This window comes from Acinetobacter sp. WCHA45, from assembly GCF_002165255.2.
Classification (GTDB): domain Bacteria; phylum Pseudomonadota; class Gammaproteobacteria; order Pseudomonadales; family Moraxellaceae; genus Acinetobacter.
Map to the genome: position 1 here is coordinate 480337 of NZ_CP028561.1, position 21851 is coordinate 502187.

Here is a 21851-nt window from a genome sequence, read left to right on the forward strand (position 1 = left end):
AAAATACTTGGATATTTTGGCAAATTTAAAGAATGAACAACTAAAATAATAATTTACCCAGAATAATAAGGTTTTTTAACTTTTAATTTCTTTTCAAATCTTTGGGGATTTAATTTATCCAATAAACTTTGAGGAACTGGGCAAAGTTCACCTAAAATTAATGCTGCCAAGATTTCACTACATAATGGCGCAAATAAGAAACCTTTCGATCCTAAACCAGCAAAAGTATAGATTTGACCAAAATTTTGTATTTTCCCAACTAAGGGGAAATAATCCAAACTTTGTGCGCGAACGGATGCTCTTCCTTGCCAAGTCTCCAGCTTTGGAAGTTGTTCGGCATATTGAGGGAAGACATTGTGGATAAGTTCGTAGTTATGCACATGGTCTTCTGTTAGCACTTCTGCATCATCCCGATTAGGATAAAAAGATGCGCCTAGAATCAATTGAGCAGTATCCAGTTGCATGCAATAGCCGCCATAACTATAAGCCTGATCCAGTGCTAAAGGCCGCTGGCTATTCTCAACCCAGCTGACTTGTCCTCGAATTGGCTTTAAGACGGGATAATTTTCAAATAACTCAGCACTTTGTTTAGCACAACAGACAATCGCATGATCCGTTATGGCAATTATTTGTTGGTCTTGCCAGAGTGTAACTTGGCTATCAGTCGACTCTAATCGAGAAATTTTTACTTTTTCTATTCGAATATTAGCATGTTGTAAAATCTCATCACGTAACTGATGAGGCGAAACTGCACCTGCCTGATGTAAAGTGAGGCTTGGAAACTCTGTTTCAGGAAAGCATTCAAGCGTTGTATTTGCAGTTAAAACGTTTTCAGGATATTGCTCAACTAGACCTGATAATTCATCCGCATTTTTTAAGGCAATCTGCTGTACTTGAATCGGTCTAAAAGCCTTGAATTGTGGATAAAAATTCAAGGCATGTTGCCAACTCAAGGTCATCAAGTGTTCATGCGCCTGTTCAATTGGGCATAGTTTTGGATTGAGCAACGCCAGTGGATTGCCAGATGCACCTGAAAGCGGTTCATTTTGCTCGTAGATCGTAACTTGATGTCCTCGTTGAGCAAATGCCCACGCTGAGCTTAAACCTGCGATTCCTGCGCCAATGATGGCGATTTTACGTTGCTTTGATGTTTCGGACTTTGGTGGAGCTGCAATAGTTGTTTCTGAATCTTGCGACTGGGTTTCAGTTTGGGAGGTATCTAGCCAAATCGCCTTGAGCATTTCCCGTTTGTGCCCAAAACCGCGTGGACGGCTGATTTGAATGCCATGTTGTTTCAGTCCACGTTTGAGTACACCTGCGACACTAAAGGATGCGAAAGTTGTTCCAAAATCAGATAAACGCACCATATGATCTAAGACATTTGCTTGCCACATATCTGGATTACAAGACGGGGCAAAACCGTCCAAAAACCATGCATTCACTGTTTGGGTTTTGGGAATCGTTGGAAAAATATCCTGAGCATCACCTAGCCATAAATCAATACTAAAACGTTCTTCAGGAAAACTTAAGCGATGACAACCTGCGATTGGCAAGGGATATTGCTGAATCAATTTTTCTGCTAAAGGTTTGAGCTCTGTCCAAACATTGAGTGCACGGATTAAATCGGCTTTATTTAATGGAAATTTTTCAACGCTGACAACATGTAAATGGCTGTGATTATCTAAGCGAACTTGTTGCCAGAGTTGCCACAGGGTCAAAATATTGAGTCCTGTACCAAAACCAGTTTCACCTACACAGAAATATTGATAATCGTGTAGTTGAGAGAGGCGTTCGGTTAAATCATTGCCATTTAAAAATACATGTCGGGTTTCAAGCAAACCATTGTCTTTAGAAAAGTAGACATCACCGAATTGTTTAGAAATAGGAATTTCGATGCCATCGACTATTTCCCAATCTAATTCAGCAGTTTGTAATTTTGATGAATGAGACATAAATAAAAATTATATTGTTACCACTGGCGACGACGTTTGGTGTAGACATAGCTCGCAATAAAGAAACCTAGAATGACACCAACTGCAATGGTCATAGCACCATACAAGAACATTTGAGCACTGCGCTCACTTTGTAAAACTTGAATCTGAACAGTAAGATTGTCATTTTTGAGTTGTAATTCTTGATTTTGCGAGAGCGCTTCAAGATTGGCATTTTCAAGTTGTTTTAAGCGATTGGCTTGATCTTGAACCAATGCTTTGACTTTTGCTTCTTGTTGCTGTTTAGCCTTTGCAATTTGTTCAGCAGTTAAGGGCTTAGCAGTTGCCGTAGTAACAGGGGGGGAAGCTGTTGTTGAGTTTGGTTTAGCTTGAACAGTTGTTGTCGGTGCAATAGCTGGTGTTGGTTCAACAGCCCAGACTGATGAACTCATTAAGCATAAGGCGAAAAAGCTTTTGGCTGCAAAGTGCATGATTTACCCTTTTGGAAAAGCTTTGTTGAAAGGCTTTACCTCAATATTTGAGTAAATTCCTTCTTTTAAAAAAGGCTCTTCCTGAATCCAGCTATCTAGTGCTTCACGCGTGTCAAATTCAACAATAATCGTACTGCCTAAAAAACCTGCTTGTGGATTATTTGGATCTTTAGGATGAGCGCCAGCAGCAATTAAACGTCCTTCATCATCTAGCTTTTGCAATCGTTCAATATGTTGTGGACGAGTTGCTAAACGTTTTTCTAAGGTACCTTCATGATCAGTACAGGTTAGGACAAAATAAGGCATGGCAGTCGCTCAATGATTCAAAATTCAGTCGGTGGTTTTAAAATGCTTTCTTAAGAAAAATAGTATAGCAGCAAGGTAACTGATAGAAACGATAATATCGCCGAAAGCCGTGAATTCGCCCCAATATTTGCCTTGCATATAGACGAATCCAAAGAAAAAATGTAAAGCGGCAAGCAAAAAGAATTGTCCACACCACGCTAAGTTCAATCTCATCCATCCTTGATGACTTAACTCGAGTAACGAACCAAGAAGCTTTTTAATAATCGGGGTACGTTCTTTATTGAATAATGGGGTAACTAAAAAACCTATTCCAATACCGATATTGATGATGATTGCTTTCATTTTAATGTAGGTTACATCACTGAATACGAGTGTGATTCCACCAAAAATCACCGACATGACAACAATAAACCATTGCATTTTTTCCAGTTTAAATTTCTGGAAAAAGAACAAACAACTGTAAACAACAAGCGTTGAAATTAAAAGTGCACAGGTTGCAACAAGAATATGATTTTGATCGGTATTTCCTGCGCTACCAACCAACTGTAATAAAGGGTGCTGACTATCTTTGGGATCAGTGGTTTTATAAAAATAAAAGAAGATAATAATCGGCAGATAGTCGAGCAACGCTTTCATGTTACAGTACGATGATGAAATAGGTCAGATAGCATAATACAAAGCATGTTCGGTGTCGATTTACATACACATACCCACATTTCAGATGGTACGTACTCTCCAGAACAACTGGTAGAGGCGGCTGTTGACTTAAAAATAAAGATGCTTGCCGTGACAGATCATGACACGATGGATGCTTTAAGTCGTGCCAAGAAACATGCTCAAGAATATGATATTAAAATCATTTCTGGTGTGGAGATATCAAGCCAATGGTCAAGACCAAATATTAAAAAGAGTTATGGTGTTCATATTGTTGCTTTGAATATGCAAGATGAGACGCCTATAAAAGCAATGCTTGAAAATCAGAAAAAAGTCCGTGCTGAACGTGCGAAAGTGATTTGTAGCTTATTAGAGAAATGTATTGATTTTGATATTTACCCAGATGTGATTGCCAAAGTTGATGGACATCCAGACCGAGTGACCCGTACCCATATTGCCAAAACATTGGTAGAAAAAAATATTGTCAGTCGCCCACAACAAGCATTTGACCGTTTTCTTAAAGAAGGAAAAAAGGCATTTGTGAAATTTGAAGGTTTAGGGCTAAAAGAAACGATTGACGTGATCCATGCTAGCCAAGGCTTCGCAGTTTTAGCGCATCCAACCAGATATGATTTATCAGCGACCAATATTCGTTATTTAATTGAATTATTTGCTGAATCGGGTGGAGATGCTGTTGAACTTCCTCCGAGTGTAGAACCGGCATCAACACGTCAAATGGTGGATCGAATGATTGAGCAGTTTGATTTGGCTGTTTCGATTGGTAGTGATTTTCATGGTGAAAATATGCCGTGGATTAAACTGGGTAATACACCTAGAGTGAAAGAAGGGCAGATAGGTATTTGGGAAAGTTTTAGATAAATCTGCACATGAAAAAAATAGAATTATATTTAATCATCATCTTTTTGATCATTATTTTATGGGGCATACAATGGATGTTTCACGGTTTTGCAATCTAATGATTTCTTTAATCTAAAAATCAATCTTTGCCGCTGTCAGTATTTGATAAATCATCAAATACTGAGTTTGATTACAACTGAACGAAACGTCATCGGTTTATCTAAATTTATAATTTACAATAAATTATGATCATGCGCTTGAATCGGTGGAGGGGTTGGGCGACCTAATGTTCCCAGTAACTCAATTTCAATTGAACGCACCATCGCATCTAAAGGCAAGTCATTGCTTTGTGTTCCAAATGGCTCTTCAATTTCTGTACTTAAAGCATCTAACCCCAAAAATGTATAAGCCAAAATTCCGACTAAAAGTGGGGTCACTAGACCTAATAAAGATCCCAAACTAAATGGCAGCATAAAACAGAAAAAATATACGGTGCGATTCAGTAAAACAGAGTAGGCAAATGGAATCGGGGTGTTCGCAATACGATCACAACCCGTTTGCATTTCACTTAAAGCCGCGACATGGCGGTTCATTTGAGTATAAATAATATCTGATATTTCACCTTCTTTCATGGCTTGTAATAGTTCCCATTGAATCAGGCTAAGTGTGTATTGTGGTGCATTATGTTGTTGATAGAGTTGAGTTAGTGCTTGCTGGCTTAGACCACTGGTTTCTATAAGTTCAGTGGGATTTGCTGTTTGGTGACGTAAGCGGTCGCGTAACACATTCGCAAATACAATTACATTTTGAATAATACGTTCGCGGCGAGCCTGAGTTAATACACGACAGTCACGATCAAAATGACGAGAAGTTGCAATTAAAACACCCCAAAGCTTACGTGCTTCCCACCAGCGATCATAACAAGCTGTATTCTTAAAACCCAAAAAAATCGAAAGGACAACCCCAATCAGTGTAAAACCTACCAAAGGAATTTCTGGAAATCGATACAGATCTACATACTCAACACCACCAATAATGGCAGAGATAAGCATGACAAATCCGAGAGAGGGTAAAATTTTAGGTAAAATCGTCCCGCGCCATGAGAATAAAACTTTAAAAATACTCGGTTGATCACGGACAATCATGTTATTTGAATCATTAATTTTATGTGTTGATGTTCGGGTTAGATTTGGGCTTTGTCAAGCTCAGATTGCTTGATTTGAATAGGGCTGAGTAGTTGTTGTTCAGAAAATGAAAAATGAGCATCAGGTGCAATGATGAAATGATCAATCAGTTTAATTTCAACGAGTTTACAGGCTTGTTTGAGTTGCTGAGTCAGATAAATATCTTCTGGTGAAGGTTGAGCAATACCATAAGGATGATTATGTGCAACCACGATTTGGCAAGCCTGTTGTTGTAAGGCATAACGTAAGGTTTGATTCAGCGAAACGCTACATGAATGATGTGAACCATAGAATAGTTTTTTGAAATGGAGCTTTCTGAGTTCAGCATCTAAACAAAGTACAGCAAAAACTTCCTGCTTTTCACCTTGCAGTTCGTAGCGCAAATAATCCAATACCAGTGTTGATGTATCTAGACATAAACGTTGTTGATGAAAATAGTTGTGTAGATAACGCCGTCCAAGTTCTTTAACTGCCATGAGTTGGGCATATTTGGTAGAAGCAATTCCATTAAATTGGGATAAGTCTTCAAGTGATGCATCAAAAATCGGATTCAAGCCACCAAAATGTTGAATCAGAATTCGAGAAAGTTCCACCGCCGAATGTTGTTTTGAGCCTGAGCGTAGAAAAATAGCTAAAAGTTCTGCATCAGATAGGCTTTGTGCACCTTGTAGTAATAAGCGTTCACGTGGGCGTTCTTGTTCAGGCCATGCTTTGATAGATTGTCTTATTGATTGATTCATTTTTATTCACACAATTTTTTTATGATGATGATTTTTCCAAGTACATCACTTGGGTATGACCGTATTTAATGCTATTGTGAGCGCCACTGCAACAGTAAGGTATCCTGTTTGTGAGCTTTGATCTCAGTGTTATTCCACATAAAAACATTATATTAGCGGTTACTGGCGGTATTGCTGCCTATAAAAGTGCGATTTTAGTCCGCCGTTTAAAAGATTTTGGTTTCGATGTTCGTGTCGTAATGACGCAAGGCGCAAAAGCATTTATTACACCGCTCACTTTCCAAGCTTTGTCAGGTAATCCTGTACATACTGAATTATTGGATCCTGAAGCAGAAGCAGGCATGGGACATATCGAATTGGCACGTTGGGCTGATCTGATTCTTGTTGCACCTGCAAGTTGTGACAGCCTTGCAAAATTTGCCAATGGTTTGGCTGATGATCTATTAAGCACTCTATATTTAGCAACCAAAGCACCTGTTTGGGTTGCGCCTGCGATGAATCAACAAATGTGGGCAGCGAAAGCCACTCAGCGTAATCTGCAAACTTTAGTTGAAGATGGCGTGCATGTCATTATGCCTGATGCAGGCGAACAAGCATGTGGTGATGTCGGCTTAGGACGTATGCCTGAACCTGAAGATTTAGCACGTCAAGTTGCCGCTTATTTTCATAAAGCACAACGTGCGATTGCTGAAAAATTTGGCTTATTGGCTGGTAAACGTGTCACTATTACAGCTGGTCCGACACGAGAAGCAATTGATCCTGTTCGTTATATTTCCAATCACAGTACGGGTAAAATGGGTTTTTCACTAGCGGCCGCTTGTTACGCAGCTGGTGCAAAAGTCACTTTAGTTGCAGGTCCAGTGAGTTTAGATACACCAAATGGTGTACAACGGATTAATGTAAGTTCAGCTATGCAAATGCTTGATGTCAGTATGAATCAGCTTAAAGAAGGTTGTGATATTTTTATTGCAACTGCGGCGGTTGCTGATTATCGCGTGGCTCAAGTTGCAGAACATAAAATTAAAAAAGCAGGTGATGAACTTGCAGTCGCTTTGGTGAAGAACCCAGATATCGTGGCGACGATTGCAAAGCAACAACAACGTCCATTTATGGTTGGGTTTGCAGCTGAAACCCAAAATGTTGAGCAATATGCAGCAGGAAAATTGGTTGCTAAAAAACTCGATATGATTGCGTGTAATGATGTGTCTCGACCTGATATTGGTTTCGCTTCTGATGAAAATGCAATGACAGTATTTTTTGCTCAGTCATACCATATGGAAAAGCGTGAGTTAGAGAAAGCGTCAAAGCAAGAGATTTCGCAACAGTTGGTAGAAGCAATACATGATGCTTTACTACAGAAGTCGTAAATAAAACAGTTTTACTTTTATTAAAATGCAACGAAATCGTTGCATTTTTTATGTATGCTAAAACAGCGCCGCAATATATGCGGCCAAATCAGAGTTCAATAAGTTTTGCTTCTGATCAGCCATCTACAGCCACAGTTTTCGATAGGATATCTTGATGATTAAAAAAACTTTAGCCACCGTGATTATGTTTTCTTCTCTTGCCCTTAGCAGCACCGTTATGGCTGCGGGTTTACATGATGATATGGAAGCTTTAGGTAAAAACTATAAAGCGTTTAACCAAGCTAAAAATCCACAAGCAGCGACAACTGCTTTAAATAATATGCGTAATGCAGCAGCGCATTCAAAACAATATAAATTAGCGGTAAATACAACGGACAAAGTACCGACCTCAACAACTTTATTTGATCAAATTATTGTTGAGATTGATAAGGCTAAAGTACTTGTTCAAGCAGGTAAATTAGATGAAGCAAAAAAACAGGGCAAAAAAATTGCCGAGTTACGTGATCAGGGACATAAATACTATACACATTAATCTCATCGAGATGATTGGTGAGTCATCCCTTGTAATCAGCTAAAGTATTTTATGTTCTATCTTTTAAAAGCTGTGCTTGAATGAGCACAGTTTTTTATTTGTACAGAGAGAAGGATAAACAAAAACTTAAACTTAGCATGATTCAGATTTTCACTGCATTTTAAAATTGATACAGTGAAAATGTGAATGATGAGAGGTGGTCTATGTCCTCACAACAACATTATCAAAAAGTTGCTCAAGCAATTGCTTATATTCAACAAAATTTTCAGCAGCAGCCACAACTTGATGAGGTGGCAGCTCATATTCATTTGAGCTCAGCACATTTTCAGCGTCTATTTACGGAATGGGTAGGGACGAGCCCTAAGAAGTTTTTACAATATACCAGTATTGAATATGCAAAACAGATTCTGAAGCAGCAACAGGGCAGTATCTTTGATGCGACTTTTGCCACAGGTTTATCGAGTACCAGTCGATTACATGATCTTTTCCTTCAGATTGAAGGAATGACGCCTGCTGAATATAAAAATGGTGGTGAAGCTTTAACAATTTCTTATCAATTTGCAGACACATTATTCGGTGAGGTTTTAGTTGCTTCAACATCCAAGGGGATTTGTGCTTTAACATTTGTAAAAAACCCAACAGAAGCTTTACAGCATTTAAAAGAACAATTTCCTAAAGCAATGTTTATTGCTCAATCAGATTCACTTCAACAAAGTGCTCTAGCCCTATTTCAGACAGATCACAATCAATTGGCCAAGATTAAATTACATTTAAAAGGGACTGCGTTTCAGTTGAAGGTTTGGCAATCTTTACTCAAAATTCCAATGGGTCAACTCACGACTTATGGAGAGCTTGCAAAATCGATTGATCATCCTAAAGCCGCACGTGCGGTGGGTACTGCAATTGGTAGTAATCCGATTGCTTTTCTGATTCCATGCCATCGTGTGATTCAATCGACAGGTGCATTCGGCGGATATGAATGGGGACAAGTGAGAAAAACGGCGATGATTGCTTGGGAGGGTCTTCATAGTCATGCAACTATTTGATATTGATGCGGATCCAAGTCATAACTATTTACCGTATCAAGGCACTGTTCAATATTATGGAAAAGTGATTCCAAATTTGAGAGCAGACGATTATTTTGACAAGCTCATGCAAAATATTGCATGGGAAAATGATCAAGCAATCATTTTTGGCCGAAAAATCATTACCAAAAGAAAAGTGGCTTGGTATGGTGATCAGGCATTTGAATATACCTATTCAAATATCCATAAATATGCGTTGCCTTGGACAAAAGAATTACTCGAATTAAAGGTATTTGTTGAAAGCTTAACAGGTGAATTATTTAACTCATGCCTGCTCAATCTTTATCACACAGGTGAAGAAGGCATGGCTTGGCATAGTGATGATGAAACAGTTCTTAAGAGAGATGGTGCAATCGCTTCACTCAGTTTTGGGGCAGAAAGAAGATTTGCATTTAAACATAAACATAGTAAGGAAAAAATCGAGTTGTACTTAGAGCATGGCAGTTTACTGGTGATGAAAGATACAACACAAAGCTACTGGCTACATCGTTTACCACCCACCAAGAAAGTGACCACACCTAGAGTTAATTTGACCTTTAGAACAATTATCGATTGATTATTTGACAATAAAAAAGGACTGAAAATCAGTCCTTTTTTAATACTATGATCAGCGTAATTATGCTTGACCTTGTGCATCAGCATCCGCTTGTAAACGTTGCATGTTTGCTTCGAACTCAGCATCAAAGTTAATTGGTGTAAGTAACAATTGTGGGAAGCTACCCTTAGTGACTAAGTCATTTACACACTCACGTAAGAATGGGAATAGAATATTTGGGCAGTATGCACCTAAGATGTAAGGAAGGCGATCTTCTTCTACACCATCAATAAGGAAAATACCTGATTGAGTTACATCAACGATGAACGCAGTTTCATTTTCATTATTTGCTTGAACCACAACTTTTAAAGACACTTCATAGTGTGTTGGATCAATTTTTTCTGCTGTAGAAGATAAATTGATATTGAGTTCTGGCTGCCATTGTTTAGTAAATACTTGCGCACCAGGAACCTCAAAAGAAATGTCTTTTGTATAAATACGTTCTAACGCGAGTTGTGGTTGAACTTGTTCTTCGCTCATGGTTTTTCCTTAAATCTTGGAGTGTGTTGTTAAGCTAATAATTGGTCGAGTTTACCTTCACGCTCTAAAGCATAAAGTTGATCAAAACCGCCAATGAATTGGTCTTTGATAAAAATTTGAGGCACAGTACGATGATTGGTACGTTGCATTAACTCAATACGAACTTCAGGGGCTTCGTTGGAAAGATTAATTTCTTTATAAGCAACGCCTTTACGCTCAAGTAATTGTTTTGCACGTACACAGTATGGGCAAGACAGCGTTGAATAAATTGTGACGTTTGAGGTTGTCATTTCATCTCTCCTTAAGCTTTGGTTTTACTTTTAACTAAGGGTAAGCCTTGAGCTTTCCAGTTGCTGATACCACCATCTAGACGATAGCTATCTGCATGCGCAACTTTTTGTAATGCTGTACCCGCAACTTGACCTAAGTTACATATAAATACCAATGGACGATCACTTGCTTTTAACTCATCTACATGACTTGTGATTTGGCTATATGGAATGTTACGGCTACCGCTGATGTGACCATCACGGAAATCTTTCGCATCACGTAAGTCGATCAACATGGCATTTTTTGCCTTGACCAAAATACCGAGTGATTGTGGTGAAATTTTACGGCCATTGCGTTGTCCTTCTAAAATAAAGAACAACACAATTAATACGCCGAGCGCACCAAACAAGAAGGGGTGATTCCCCATAAACTCTAACCAGCGTTCCACAAGTCACCTAAAGTTAAAATCAAAATTGACCCTGAGTATAACTTATCTCTATGGTGATCAAAAATGTTAGTTCAAGGGCAAAACTTGAAGAAAACTAACTTTTTTGCTGCGCTTCTTGAATCTCATCAATGAGGCGTAGGTAACTGTCTAAACGACGCGGCAAAATTTCACCTGCGTCAACCGCTTGTTTTAGGGCACAATTTTTCTCATGTGTATGGGTGCAGTTACGGAACTGGCACAGCCCTAAATGGGCTTCGATGTCGGGAAAACCTGTACGCACCTTTTCTAAACTGAGATGCCATAGCCCAAATTCGCGAATTCCAGGAGAATCAATTAACGCACCGTTTGTTCCAAATTTAATCAAACGCGTTGAGGTGGTGGTGTGCTGACCAAGTGCTGAATTTTCGGAAATCACATTGGTTTTTTGTGCAGCATCTGGAACGATGGTATTGATGAGCGAGCTTTTACCGACACCAGACTGCCCAACGAAAGCCACCGTCTCATTATCCAAACGTGTAGACAACTTAGATAGATCACCACGAGAATGACAAATCAGAGTTTCATAACCCAAAGTTTCATACTCACTGAGCATCGTGAGAATAGGATCATGGTCAGTCAGTAAATCTGATTTGTTGAGTACCAATAACGCAGGAATGTTGGCATCGGCACAGGCCACTAGATAACGGTCAATCAATGTTGGAGCAGGTTCTGGTAACGGCGCAAATACAATCACAATCAGGCTAATATTTGCCGCAACAGGTTTAACTTTATGATAACGATCTGGTCGAGTGAGCAATGATTGTCTTGGATAAATCGCAGTAATAATACCTAAGCCCGTATTCGGATCTGCTTGCCACTTGACTCGATCACCTGTAACCAAGAGTTCTAAATTAGTACGAGTATGACAGCGCCAGATACTATCTAACTCGATTGGTTTCCAGAATGGCTCTGGTTCACCTTCGGCAATTTGTGGTTTTTCAGGATGTTGTTCTGGAACCGATAAGGCTTGCACTTCGAGTTGACGCCCATAATGCTGAACAACCAGCCCATCTAAATCTTGCGATGTATCAATGTCGTCTTGACGGGATTTGTGTTGTTTCTCAATACGACGCTGTTGTTGTTCAGTTAAACGACGCTTACGAATTAAAGCCATTCATGTCCCAAAAAATCCACACTTTGAAGACCGCAAAAATAGCATGAAGCCACTATAGAATTACAGCCAAGATGTAATTAATTTGCTACTATTGATGTTTTTAAGCCCTTTAGAATCGCTATTTATGAGCAGCACCCCAGATACACGATTAATTTGGATTGACCTTGAAATGACAGGTCTTGATACTGATAATGACAAGATTATTGAAATTGCAACAATTATTACAGATGACAACCTTAATATTTTAGCTGAAGGGCCTGTTTTAGCTGTTCATCAATCAGATCTCATTTTGAATGCAATGGATGAGTGGAATACCAAGCAACATGGTCAATCTGGTTTAATCGAGCGTGTACGTCGCAGCAAGTTGAATGCACAAGATGTAGAGCAGCAAACACTTGAGTTCTTAAAGAAATGGGTCAATCCAAAATCTTCGCCGATGTGTGGTAATTCGATTTGCCAAGATCGCCGTTTCTTGCATCGTTTAATGCCAGAGTTGGAACAATTTTTCCATTACCGTAATTTAGATGTGTCTTCTGTGAAAGAGTTAGCGAAACGCTGGAGACCTGAAATTATGAGTGGTTTAAAGAAAAATGCCTCACATTTGGCAATGGACGATATTCGTGATTCGATTGCTGAATTAAAATATTACCGTGAATACTTTTTTATTATGAATCATTAAAAGTCATTGATTCTCAAAAGTAGTTGGCTGTGATATTGGCTAATAAAATGGTAACCCCAAAATAATGAGCATTAAGCTGATTGTTTTGGGGTGAATTTTTGATGCATGCATTGATTGATAAGTGATTTTAGTTTGAAGCCTAGCAATTATTTGCAGTATTTTCATTTTTATAAATTAAGTAATTATCCAATAAACTAAAAAGTATACAGGCAAAAACAAGACTTATTCCAGCGATGCACGTCATTGTCCAACCACCATGATTCCATGAAAAAATCCCAAGTGCAGAGCCACAAGCACCGCCTGTAAAATACGCCGTCATATATATGGCATTAATTCGAGATTTTGCATCAGGTCTTAAACGGAAAATAATACTTTGATTACTGGTATGGACAAGCGCTAAAGCCAATTGGGTAACGGCAAATCCAAGAATGTAGCTGAATAGAAAAGTTTGTCCAAAATAGAAACAAATCCAACTGAGGATGAACAAGCCACAACCGATCCAAGTTAATTGTTTGGTATAACCTTGGTCAGCGTAACGACCTATATATTGAGTTGATAATGCGCCGAAAATACCGACAAGGCTAACCATTCCAATCACAAGGTCAGGAAGATGATGTGCTGCTGTGAGCAATAAAGCAATCGTTGAGTACAAAATACTGACTGCCGCAAATGCAAAAGCACCTGTCAATGCACGTAATAGCAAACGTTTTTCTTGTTTTAATAATTCAGCCATAGAGACAAAAATTTGTCTGTAATCCATTTTGATTCGCATAACATATGGAAGTCGACTTTTGAGTGCATAAGCCAAAATCAACATTAAAATACCACTCACGACATAAATGACTTTCCAATGAAACAAATTTGAAAACAGCCCTGCAAGACTTGTGGAAAGTAAAATACCAACCAATAAACCACTCATGAGAAAGCCAACAACTTCACCTGTTTTTTCTGGTTCAACAGTCATGGTTGCGAGTGGAATTAACACTTGAGCAGCGACAGAAAATAGTCCAACTAGAATTGTACCAATCCAAAGCATTGGTAGATTCACAGAGAAAGCACAAATAAATAGGCCTACCGCACATAATGCCATTAAGAGCGGAATAAATTTGGTCTTATTAACGACATCGCCCATTGGAACAATAAAGAGCAAACCGAGCGCATAAGAAACTTGAGCAAAAGTTACAGTCAGGGCTGCTTGCCCCTCTGTCACTGCAAAAAATTGCTGAATGGAGTGAATTAAGGGTTGGCTATAATAGTTTGCACCTGCGCATAAACCACATGCTGTTGCCATAAACCAGAGTAAGGCTTTATTTTGACTCATATTTTGGGTGTTTGACATAATATTCTCTTCTCTGGTTCTTAGGCAGTATACGCAGTCGCTTCGATTTCAATTTGCATTTCTGGTAATGCTAAGCCTGTGACTGGAATAAGTGTACAAACAGGGAATTCATAAGTTTTCCAAAGATCCACTATTGTTTTAATCACCAGCTGATGTTTCTGAGTGTCATGATCAACAATCAGAACACGTAACACGGCAATATCTGAAAGTGTTGCTTGAATTGAGGCTAAAGCCTGTTGAATATTATAAAAGACTTGTTGTACCTGTTGGTCAAAAAAAGGTGAAAGTTCACCATTTTTATTTTCTCCACCTTGCCCCGCGAGATGAATAATTCGCATATTCGGTTTCACAACAGCAATATGACTATATCCATTGCTTCTAGGATGATAGAGCGCTTCAGGATGAATTATTTGAAAGGCTTGAGTATTTATTTTATTCATTACGGTACATCTTTATAAAATATGATATCTGCTACTATCAAAGTTCAAGTTAACTAGAGATCAAGGAAATTTTGAAACAATATTCCTCAGAAACATGGCTTAGCATCGGAAAACTTGCAAAACGTAGCGGCGTAAGTGTTCCAACCATTCGTTTTTATGAAGAAAAAATCTGATTTGGAGTACTAGAACGGAGGGGGATCAGCGTAGGTATCAGCGTGCGATGCTTAGGCGAATTGCAATTATAAAAGCAGCTCAACAGGTTGGGATCAGTTTAAAACAAATAAAACAAACGCTGAGTATCTTACCAAAGCAACAAGTGGCTACGAAAAAGATTGGCAAATTATGTCACAAGAGTGGCAAGGGCAATTGGATCAGCAAATCATGATGTTGTTGCAGTTAGGCCAACAATTGGATCAATGTATCGGTTGTGGTTGTTTGTCTTTGGAGCAATATCTTTTGCGAAATCCTGAAGATTGTCTGGGAGAGGGGGCAATAGGTGCACATTTTCAAGAAATTTTATTTTTAATGAATCAAAAAAATGAGTCAGAATTTTAAAAGATGATTTTATTGCACTAATTTTGTGCATTTTTTGAGGTTTTACTAGACAAAATCATACAAATATCACTTGAAAAAATGCCATTTAAAATTTTTACATTTATTTTTGATAATTATCTTGATTGATCTCTATTCGCATCTTTGAATCATTTTGAATGATTTGCTTAGTCTTTACTAATCGATGATTTTATCTGTAAAAATTTGATCGAAGTCGCTCTAAAAACGCTATAAATGTTCTAAGAAGCCAATCCCACCGATTGATTGCATGATTATGATGCAGATTCGGATGGTTTATAAATCACAATACGTTCAATATCTAAACCAGATAAGTAATTTGTATTGATTATAAGTCATTGATGCAACAAAGCCCTGATTTATTATTTATACCTTACTTTTTTATCTGTTGTTGATGACTGAAAAAGATAGTGAGCTGGTGAGTTTGTTTAAATAATCAGATTTACTTATATAGTATATAAAGATAAAGTTTTTTTACTTATAAGTAGGCAAACATGCTGATTATATAAGTTGTAAACATTAATCTGAATCATCAGTTCAAAATATAGGTATTTATTAAATAAATATTGGGTGGAATTTTAAAAAAGTTCCATTAGAATCCAAAATTCAACAAAGAATACTCCTGGGGGAAACATTGCTACTCGCGATGTTTACTTAAGAAAAACTAGCTTGAGGAACGCTCATGCAGATCGGAATCCCAACCGAAACTGTTGCAGGTGAAAGTCGTGTAGCGGCAACACCAGAAACAGTTAAGAAGTTGATTAACGCAGGTCATAGCATTGTCATTCAACGTGGCGCTGGTGTTAAAGCAGCCTATATTGACAGTGCTTATGAACAAGTTGGCGCAACTATTACGGACGATGCTTATACAGGCAGCCAAATTATTTTGAAGGTACGTGCCCCTAAAGGTGACGAAATTCAAAAACTTGCGGCAAATACAACTGTAATAGCTATGTTTGACCCTTACCGCAATCCAGAATTAGACCAGTTTGCTACTCAGCAAGTGTCTGCTTTTGCTTTAGAGTTACTTCCTCGTACGCTTTCACGTGCACAAAATATGGATGTACTTTCTTCTCAAGCAAACTTAGCGGGTTATAAATCTGTATTGTTAGCTGCGGCTGAATATCAACGTATGTTCCCAATGTTAATGACTGCTGCGGGTACCGTAAAACCTGCGCGTGTTGTGATCATGGGTGTTGGTGTTGCTGGTCTTCAAGCGATTGCGACTGCAAAACGTTTAGGTGCAGTTGTAGAAGCAACTGACTTACGTCCAACGGCTAAAGAACAAGTTGAGTCTTTAGGTGGTAAATGGTTAGACGTACCAATGTCAGACGAAGAAAAACAACGTGCTGCTGAAGCTGCGAAAAGCGGTTATGGTTGGCAGCCGGGTGAGCAATACATCAAAGATCAAGCTGCGATTGTAGATAAAGCTGTATCAAATGCTGACATCGTAATCACGACTGCATTGATTCCGGGTCGTAATGCTCCGCGCCTGATCAAGGCTGAAACTGTTGCCAAGATGAAACCGGGTTCTGTCATTTTAGATATGGCAGTTGAAACGGGTGGTAACGTTGAAGGTTCTAAAGAAGGCGAAACTGTTGTTACTGAAAATGGTGTGAAAATTTTGGGTATTCCAAACATTCCAGGCACAGTTGCAACTGAAGCATCTGCATTGTATGCACGTAACGTTTTCAACTTCCTTGAAACATTATTCGACAAAGACAAAAACTTTGCGATCAATCAAGAAGATGAAATCCAAAAAGCGTTACTCGTGACTCATGGCGGTCAAGTACTGCTCAAGCGCGGTTAAGGAGAGTTCTCATGGTTGAAACGATTACAATTTTCGTCCTTGCCATCTTCGTAGGTTACTACGTAGTTTGGGGAGTAACACCTGCGTTACATACACCACTTATGGCGGTAACGAACGCATTGTCTTCAATCATTATCGTTGGGGCAATGATCCAGACTGTAGGTATGCCTGCAATTGGTGTTGATGCCAATGTAGCATTCCAAAGTGTAAATGTTGTAAGCATCTTAGGTGCTGTTGCTGTGTTCTTGGCAAGTATCAACATTTTTGGTGGCTTTGCTGTAACTGCTCGTATGCTTGAAATGTTCAAGCCGAAGCAAAAGAAAAAAGAGGGCTAAGCAATGGAATTTATTCGAGACTATGCGGATTGGTTCTACCTGATTGGTGCTGTCCTCTTTATCTTAACTTTACGTGGCTTGTCTGGTCCTAAGACTGCAATTGCAGGTAACCGCTACGGTATGATCGCAATGGCGATTGCTGTAGTCACAACCTTCTTTGTTGCTGAGCATCCAGTAGTTTGGATGATTGGCGGTGCAATGGTATTGGGTGCTGTTGTTGGTATCGCACGTGCGAGAACAGTTCCAATGACGCAAATGCCTGAGACGGTTGCATTGATGCACTCTCTCGTCGGTTTGGCTGCAGTATTAATTGCGATTGCTGCGATTCTACACAACAACCAACTCAATGTATTATTTGAACAAAATGAAGCTGCTTTAACTGCTGCTGGTGTTCAGCACGCACATATGAGTCCAGTTCATTTATTTGAATTGTTTGTTGGTTGTTTCGTTGGTGCGATTACATTTACTGCGTCTGTATTTGCTTACGGTAAATTAGCTGCGAAAAAATGGGCAAAAACAATTTCTGGTGCATGGGTTAAACCAGTTCAAGCAATCATCTTTATTGCGATGCTTGCATGTGGTTTCTACTTCTTCACTACGGGTAATATGACTGCATTCTGGGCAATGACAGCACTTGCACTTGCATTTGGCTGGGTGTGGATTGCGCCAGTCGGTGGTGGTGATATGCCAGTTGTGGTATCACTTTTGAACTCATTCTCTGGTTGGGCTGCAGCAGGTATTGGTTTCACACTTGAAAACAATATGTTGATCGTTGCGGGCTCACTTGTAGGTTCTTCTGGGGCAATTCTTTCTTACATCATGTGTAAGGCGATGAACCGTTCAATCATCAACGTATTGTTTGGTGGTGCGATGGGTGGTGCAGCAGTTGCTACAGCGGACAAAGGCGAACAAGTTCAACGTAACTATCGTTCTGGTTCAGCAGATGACGCAGGTTTCTTGATGTCAAATGCTGACAGCGTTGTGATTGTACCTGGTTATGGTATGGCGCAAGGTCGTGCACAGAATGCGGTAAAAGAATTGGCAAACTTGTTGAAAGAGCAAGGTGTAACAGTACGTTTTGCGATTCACCCAGTGGCAGGTCGTATGCCTGGTCACATGAACGTATTACTTGCTGAAGCTGATGTTGCGTATGAAGACATCTTAGAGATGGATGAGATCAACTCAGACTTCCCAGCAACAGATGTAGTACTTGTAATCGGTGCGAACGACGTAGTTAACCCTGCAGCGAAAGATGATCCAAGTTCACCAATCTATGGTATGCCGATTCTTGAAGCTCACAAAGCTCGTACAATCATGGTGATCAAACGTTCTATGGCAACAGGTTATGCTGGCTTAGACAATGACTTGTTCTACAATGAAAAAACAATGATGATCTTCGGTGATGCGAAGAAAGTTGTTGAAGATATGACGAAAGCAATCAATGGTGGTGGTCACTAATCTGACCCTATCAGGATTGAAAAAGCCACCCTTGGGTGGCTTTTTTATTTTCGATTTAATTAAAGATATTTTTCTACAAGATCCATAGATTGAGTATAAAGATCGCGCGCAAGCTGTTGGTTTTTAGCATGTGGTGATTTCCAATCTGGCATATGTGCACTGACATATTCACCATTACGATTTGCCCAATGATCTGCAATAGCCATATCTGTAATTAACTTTGCAGGAACCGAGGTGGGTACTAAACCAATTTTCATGACTTCATATACTGGTTTAGGGAGTTCTCTATAGATATCTGATGCAACACCGCCTGGATGTAAAGCATTATTGGTAATTGTGCTGTTTGCCATTTGTTCAGCCAGTGCATTGCTGAATAAAAGATTCGCTAATTTAGATTGACCATAATAAAACAGCGGATTGTAAAAACCTTCTGCACGGAACTTATTAGGTTTGATTGAACCTGCCCAATGTGCAATCGAAGCAAGATGTACGATTCGGGCTTTAGGTGCTTTTTCTAATACTGGGAGTAGTTTTTGCGTCAAAAGAAAGTGACCGAGATAATTCACCCCAAATTGTTGTTCAAATCCATCAGCAGTGAGTTGCTTGGTTTTGGCAAAAAGGCCAGCATTGTTGATTAAAACATCTAGATTGCCATATTGATTAGCGATTTGATCTGCCGCTTTTCGGGTTTGTTCAAGACTATTTAAATCAAGTGAAACTAAGTCTACTTGTGCTTGATCAAGTTTACGTAATTTTTCTTGTGCAGCTTGTGCTTTTTGAGGATTGCGGCAGGCAAGAATGACATGTTGTCCTTGTTTGACCAATTGTTCCGCTGTAGCAAAGCCAATTCCTGTATTTGCACCTGTAATCAAGACCTTCATGTGTTACTCCTGTGATACTTTTTATTAACCGAGTTCTAAGGTGGTGTTATAGTGCGTTAAAATTGACAATTTGTCATGTCAATTTTTTAAAATTACCAATAGCTCATCTTTGTACTTTGAGTAAAAAAACTTTAATCATCAATAAGAATGTTAAATCGCTTTTTTATGATAGATAAATATAAACCAATAAATTTTTTGAATAAATGAAGTTTGTTTTGGCATTCTATTTGCATTTAATTTCTTGTTCTTTTTAGGGGAATTATATGAAAAATGTCGTATTGATTTTGCCATTTCTGTTGTTTCTCTCTTCCGCTACTTTTGCCGAAACTGTACCTAATATTCAAGAAATTCGCCTTTCCCTGGATAGCGTGTGGGTGGTTGTTGGTGGAATTTTAGTTTTCTTTATGCAAGCAGGATTTGCTTTAATTGAAAGTGGATCTGTTCGTAGTAAGAATACCGTTAATGTTCTTATGAAAAATTATATGGACACCTGTATAGGCGGCATCATTTTCTGGCTATTTGGTTTTGGTTTGATGTTTGGTTTAAATCAAACAGGCTGGATAGGGTGGGGATATTTTATGCCAGACCAACTAGATGACTGGCATTGGAATTTATTATTTTTCCAAATGATGTTTGCAGCAACAGCAACCACCATTGCAAGTGGTGCGATGGCGGAGCGAATACATTTTGTGGCCTATGTGGTGAGTGCCATCTTTGTCAGTGGTGTGATTTATCCGATATTTGGAAGTTGGGCTTGGGGAGGGTTGTTTGGTGGAGATGGTTGGTTAAAAGCTCTGGGTTTCATTGATTTTGCAGGTTCAACAGTCGTGCATTCAATTGGTGGTTGGGTGGCACTGGCAGGCATTATCGTGTTAGGGCCACGTTTAGGTCGATTTGGTCGCAAAGGGCAAAGCCATTTTTTAGCAGGGCATAACTTACCTCTCGTTGCATTAGGAGGCTTTATTTTGTGGTTTGCTTGGTTTGGTTTTAATGCCGCTTCAACCGTTGCGGCCAGTGTTAGTATTGGGCGTATTGCACTGAATACACATCTTGCTGCGTGTGCAGCAGCTTCAACTTACATGATTCTTGCACTGCTTCAATCAAAAGCAGTCTTGATGCGTCATACGATTAATGCTTCATTAGCGGGCCTAGTCGCAATTACGGCAGGATGTGCCACAATGTCACCGCCGTTTGCCATTATCACAGGGGCAAGCGCTGGATTTTTAATTACCTTTGTTCCACAATTTATAGAAAAGATGCAATTAGATGATGTGGTGGATGCTGTCACTGTTCATGGTGTTTGTGGTGCATGGGGGACATTAGCCGCAGGTATTTTCTTTGAAAAAGCACTATTTAATTTAGATATTATTCTTGTTCAGGCCTTAGGTGTGGGGGCTGCATTGATTTGGGGATTTGGTGCATCTTTTATTATGTTTAAATTACTCGATAAGCTCTTGGGTGGTTTGCGAGTTTCACAACAACATGAACAACGTGGTTTGGACTACACTGAACATGCGGAGTTATCTTATCCTGAGTTTCAAAGAGATGTGACTTTTGAGACTGAAAACATCACTCATCGGCATTAAGGGGTGATTGCTATGGTGGAACTGACAATTGAACAAAAGAAGCAGGCAGTCACAAAAGGATTATCCCAATTTTTGCCAGATACCGTGTTGCAACGTGTTTTACACTATTGGGAAAGTGAATATGGTCATCAGCCTTCTTTTGTATTAAACCGTTTTTTAAGTGAAATTTGTACAACACATGAGTTGCAGTTGGTCCGCAAAGACATGTTGCGTCAGGTCTTGCATGAAATATCGATTGTTGAAAAGCAGCAACATCTTGAGGTTAAAGACGATCTAGAGGTGGTGATTGCGGAAGAAGAGCAGCCTGTAGATTTATTTCAAGCTTTTTATGATTTTATAATCACAATTTTAAAGTCAGTTCATCGGAATGATTATTTAGAGTTCGTAGATGAATTGGGGGTGAAAATGAAAAAGCATCGCTTATTGGCTGCTTATCGATTTATTGATGGTTCAGAAAAAAATTGTCTTAAGCAAATACCTCAAACACTCTATGCTGAACTGATTACAATTTTTTATGCCATTTATTGTGATTTTTATGGACCAAATAAAGCTGATCAGCTTTATGCGCAGATTAAGAATACAGTGAAGCAACAATATCCTGAAATTGATTTAAAACAGTTACTATGAATATAAAAAAAGCGACCAATTTGGGTCGCTTT

At 39.0% G+C, this 21851-nt stretch carries 24 protein-coding genes and 1 pseudogene; 12 read left to right on the forward strand and 13 right to left on the reverse strand.

Annotated features, from left to right (window positions below):
- Window positions 1-53: 53 nt before the first annotated feature.
- The 4 genes from mnmC to CDG55_RS03630 are packed head-to-tail and all read right to left on the reverse strand — an operon-like array spanning window position 54 to window position 3364.
- Window positions 54-1952 carry an FAD-dependent 5-carboxymethylaminomethyl-2-thiouridine(34) oxidoreductase MnmC gene (mnmC, locus tag CDG55_RS03615; RefSeq protein ID WP_087536567.1) on the reverse strand — a complete coding sequence of 633 codons (1899 nt, stop codon included), beginning with the start codon at window positions 1950-1952 and terminating at the stop codon, window positions 54-56.
- A gap of 17 nt (window positions 1953-1969) precedes the next feature.
- Window positions 1970-2422 (reverse strand): hypothetical protein, encoded by a 453-nt coding sequence (locus tag CDG55_RS03620; protein ID WP_087536568.1) that lies wholly within the window; start codon window positions 2420-2422, stop codon window positions 1970-1972.
- Between the two features lie 3 nt (window positions 2423-2425).
- The gene (locus CDG55_RS03625) at window positions 2426-2728 is read right to left on the reverse strand and encodes a YciI family protein (RefSeq protein WP_005164260.1); all 303 of its coding nucleotides are present in this window, start codon (window positions 2726-2728) and stop codon (window positions 2426-2428) included.
- A 24-nt stretch (window positions 2729-2752) separates the two neighbouring features.
- Entirely contained in the window at window positions 2753-3364 is a 612-nt protein-coding gene (locus CDG55_RS03630; protein WP_087536569.1) for a septation protein IspZ, read from the reverse strand.
- 45 nt (window positions 3365-3409) lie between these two features.
- On the opposite strand from CDG55_RS03630, the gene CDG55_RS03635 reads away from it, so the two are divergent.
- Window positions 3410-4261 (forward strand): PHP domain-containing protein, encoded by an 852-nt coding sequence (locus CDG55_RS03635; RefSeq protein WP_087536570.1) that lies wholly within the window; start codon window positions 3410-3412, stop codon window positions 4259-4261.
- 212 nt (window positions 4262-4473) lie between these two features.
- Here CDG55_RS03635 and CDG55_RS03640 read toward each other — a convergent pair whose 3' ends face one another.
- Both CDG55_RS03640 and radC read right to left on the reverse strand, forming a co-directional pair.
- Entirely contained in the window at window positions 4474-5385 is a 912-nt protein-coding gene (locus CDG55_RS03640; RefSeq protein ID WP_087536571.1) for a bestrophin family protein, read from the reverse strand.
- Between the two features lie 38 nt (window positions 5386-5423).
- Window positions 5424-6164 carry a RadC family protein gene (gene radC / locus CDG55_RS03645; protein ID WP_087536572.1) on the reverse strand — a complete coding sequence of 247 codons (741 nt, stop codon included), beginning with the start codon at window positions 6162-6164 and terminating at the stop codon, window positions 5424-5426.
- A gap of 110 nt (window positions 6165-6274) precedes the next feature.
- On the opposite strand from radC, the gene coaBC reads away from it, so the two are divergent.
- From coaBC to CDG55_RS03665, 4 genes are all read left to right on the forward strand, one after another.
- On the forward strand, window positions 6275-7531 hold the full coding sequence (gene coaBC / locus CDG55_RS03650) for a bifunctional phosphopantothenoylcysteine decarboxylase/phosphopantothenate--cysteine ligase CoaBC (RefSeq protein ID WP_087536573.1): 1257 nt from the start codon (window positions 6275-6277) through the stop codon (window positions 7529-7531).
- A 154-nt stretch (window positions 7532-7685) separates the two neighbouring features.
- Window positions 7686-8063, forward strand: a complete 378-nt coding sequence (locus CDG55_RS03655; RefSeq protein WP_087536574.1) for a cytochrome b562 — start codon at window positions 7686-7688, stop codon at window positions 8061-8063.
- 203 nt (window positions 8064-8266) lie between these two features.
- Window positions 8267-9109, forward strand: a complete 843-nt coding sequence (locus CDG55_RS03660; protein ID WP_087536575.1) for a bifunctional transcriptional activator/DNA repair enzyme AdaA — start codon at window positions 8267-8269, stop codon at window positions 9107-9109.
- Window positions 9096-9704, forward strand: coding sequence for an alpha-ketoglutarate-dependent dioxygenase AlkB family protein (locus CDG55_RS03665; RefSeq protein WP_087536576.1), 609 nt, complete (start codon window positions 9096-9098; stop codon window positions 9702-9704). Before CDG55_RS03660 ends, CDG55_RS03665 begins: the two co-directional genes overlap by 14 nt.
- 60 nt (window positions 9705-9764) lie before the next feature.
- Here the strand turns inward: CDG55_RS03665 and secB are convergent, their stop codons facing one another.
- From secB to rsgA, 4 genes are all read right to left on the reverse strand, one after another.
- Window positions 9765-10223, reverse strand: a complete 459-nt coding sequence (gene secB / locus CDG55_RS03670) for a protein-export chaperone SecB (RefSeq protein ID WP_087536577.1) — start codon at window positions 10221-10223, stop codon at window positions 9765-9767.
- A 29-nt stretch (window positions 10224-10252) separates the two neighbouring features.
- Window positions 10253-10513: a glutaredoxin 3 gene (grxC, locus tag CDG55_RS03675; RefSeq protein ID WP_004664142.1), complete on the reverse strand. Its 261-nt coding sequence runs from the start codon at window positions 10511-10513 to the stop codon at window positions 10253-10255.
- An 11-nt stretch (window positions 10514-10524) separates the two neighbouring features.
- Window positions 10525-10941: a rhodanese-like domain-containing protein gene (locus CDG55_RS03680; RefSeq protein ID WP_087536578.1), complete on the reverse strand. Its 417-nt coding sequence runs from the start codon at window positions 10939-10941 to the stop codon at window positions 10525-10527.
- A gap of 94 nt (window positions 10942-11035) precedes the next feature.
- Window positions 11036-12094 carry a ribosome small subunit-dependent GTPase A gene (rsgA, locus tag CDG55_RS03685; RefSeq protein ID WP_087536579.1) on the reverse strand — a complete coding sequence of 353 codons (1059 nt, stop codon included), beginning with the start codon at window positions 12092-12094 and terminating at the stop codon, window positions 11036-11038.
- A 124-nt stretch (window positions 12095-12218) separates the two neighbouring features.
- Between rsgA and orn the strand changes: the two genes are divergently transcribed.
- On the forward strand, window positions 12219-12773 hold the full coding sequence (orn, locus tag CDG55_RS03690; protein WP_034601948.1) for an oligoribonuclease: 555 nt from the start codon (window positions 12219-12221) through the stop codon (window positions 12771-12773).
- Window positions 12774-12912: 139 nt separating this feature from the next.
- Here orn and CDG55_RS03695 read toward each other — a convergent pair whose 3' ends face one another.
- A complete protein-coding gene (locus tag CDG55_RS03695) occupies window positions 12913-14112 on the reverse strand; it encodes an MFS transporter (protein ID WP_087536580.1) in 1200 nt (399 codons plus the stop codon).
- Window positions 14113-14132: 20 nt separating this feature from the next.
- The gene (locus CDG55_RS03700; protein ID WP_087536581.1) at window positions 14133-14552 is read right to left on the reverse strand and encodes a RidA family protein; all 420 of its coding nucleotides are present in this window, start codon (window positions 14550-14552) and stop codon (window positions 14133-14135) included.
- Between the two features lie 71 nt (window positions 14553-14623).
- Here CDG55_RS03700 and soxR point away from each other — a divergent pair.
- From soxR to CDG55_RS03725, 4 genes and pseudogenes are all read left to right on the forward strand, one after another.
- A pseudogene (gene soxR / locus CDG55_RS03705) lies at window positions 14624-15107 on the forward strand (redox-sensitive transcriptional activator SoxR).
- A gap of 697 nt (window positions 15108-15804) precedes the next feature.
- The gene (locus tag CDG55_RS03715) at window positions 15805-16932 is read left to right on the forward strand and encodes a Re/Si-specific NAD(P)(+) transhydrogenase subunit alpha (protein WP_087536582.1); all 1128 of its coding nucleotides are present in this window, start codon (window positions 15805-15807) and stop codon (window positions 16930-16932) included.
- An 11-nt stretch (window positions 16933-16943) separates the two neighbouring features.
- Window positions 16944-17267, forward strand: a complete 324-nt coding sequence (locus tag CDG55_RS03720; protein WP_004881735.1) for a proton-translocating transhydrogenase family protein — start codon at window positions 16944-16946, stop codon at window positions 17265-17267.
- A gap of 3 nt (window positions 17268-17270) precedes the next feature.
- Window positions 17271-18725 (forward strand): NAD(P)(+) transhydrogenase (Re/Si-specific) subunit beta, encoded by a 1455-nt coding sequence (locus tag CDG55_RS03725; protein WP_087536583.1) that lies wholly within the window; start codon window positions 17271-17273, stop codon window positions 18723-18725.
- Window positions 18726-18784: 59 nt separating this feature from the next.
- Here the strand turns inward: CDG55_RS03725 and CDG55_RS03730 are convergent, their stop codons facing one another.
- On the reverse strand, window positions 18785-19606 hold the full coding sequence (locus CDG55_RS03730) for an SDR family NAD(P)-dependent oxidoreductase (protein ID WP_087536584.1): 822 nt from the start codon (window positions 19604-19606) through the stop codon (window positions 18785-18787).
- 263 nt (window positions 19607-19869) lie between these two features.
- On the opposite strand from CDG55_RS03730, the gene CDG55_RS03735 reads away from it, so the two are divergent.
- Entirely contained in the window at window positions 19870-21192 is a 1323-nt protein-coding gene (locus CDG55_RS03735; protein WP_087536585.1) for an ammonium transporter, read from the forward strand.
- A gap of 12 nt (window positions 21193-21204) precedes the next feature.
- Entirely contained in the window at window positions 21205-21819 is a 615-nt protein-coding gene (locus tag CDG55_RS03740; RefSeq protein WP_087536586.1) for a hypothetical protein, read from the forward strand.
- The last annotated feature ends 32 nt before the right edge of the window (window positions 21820-21851 follow it).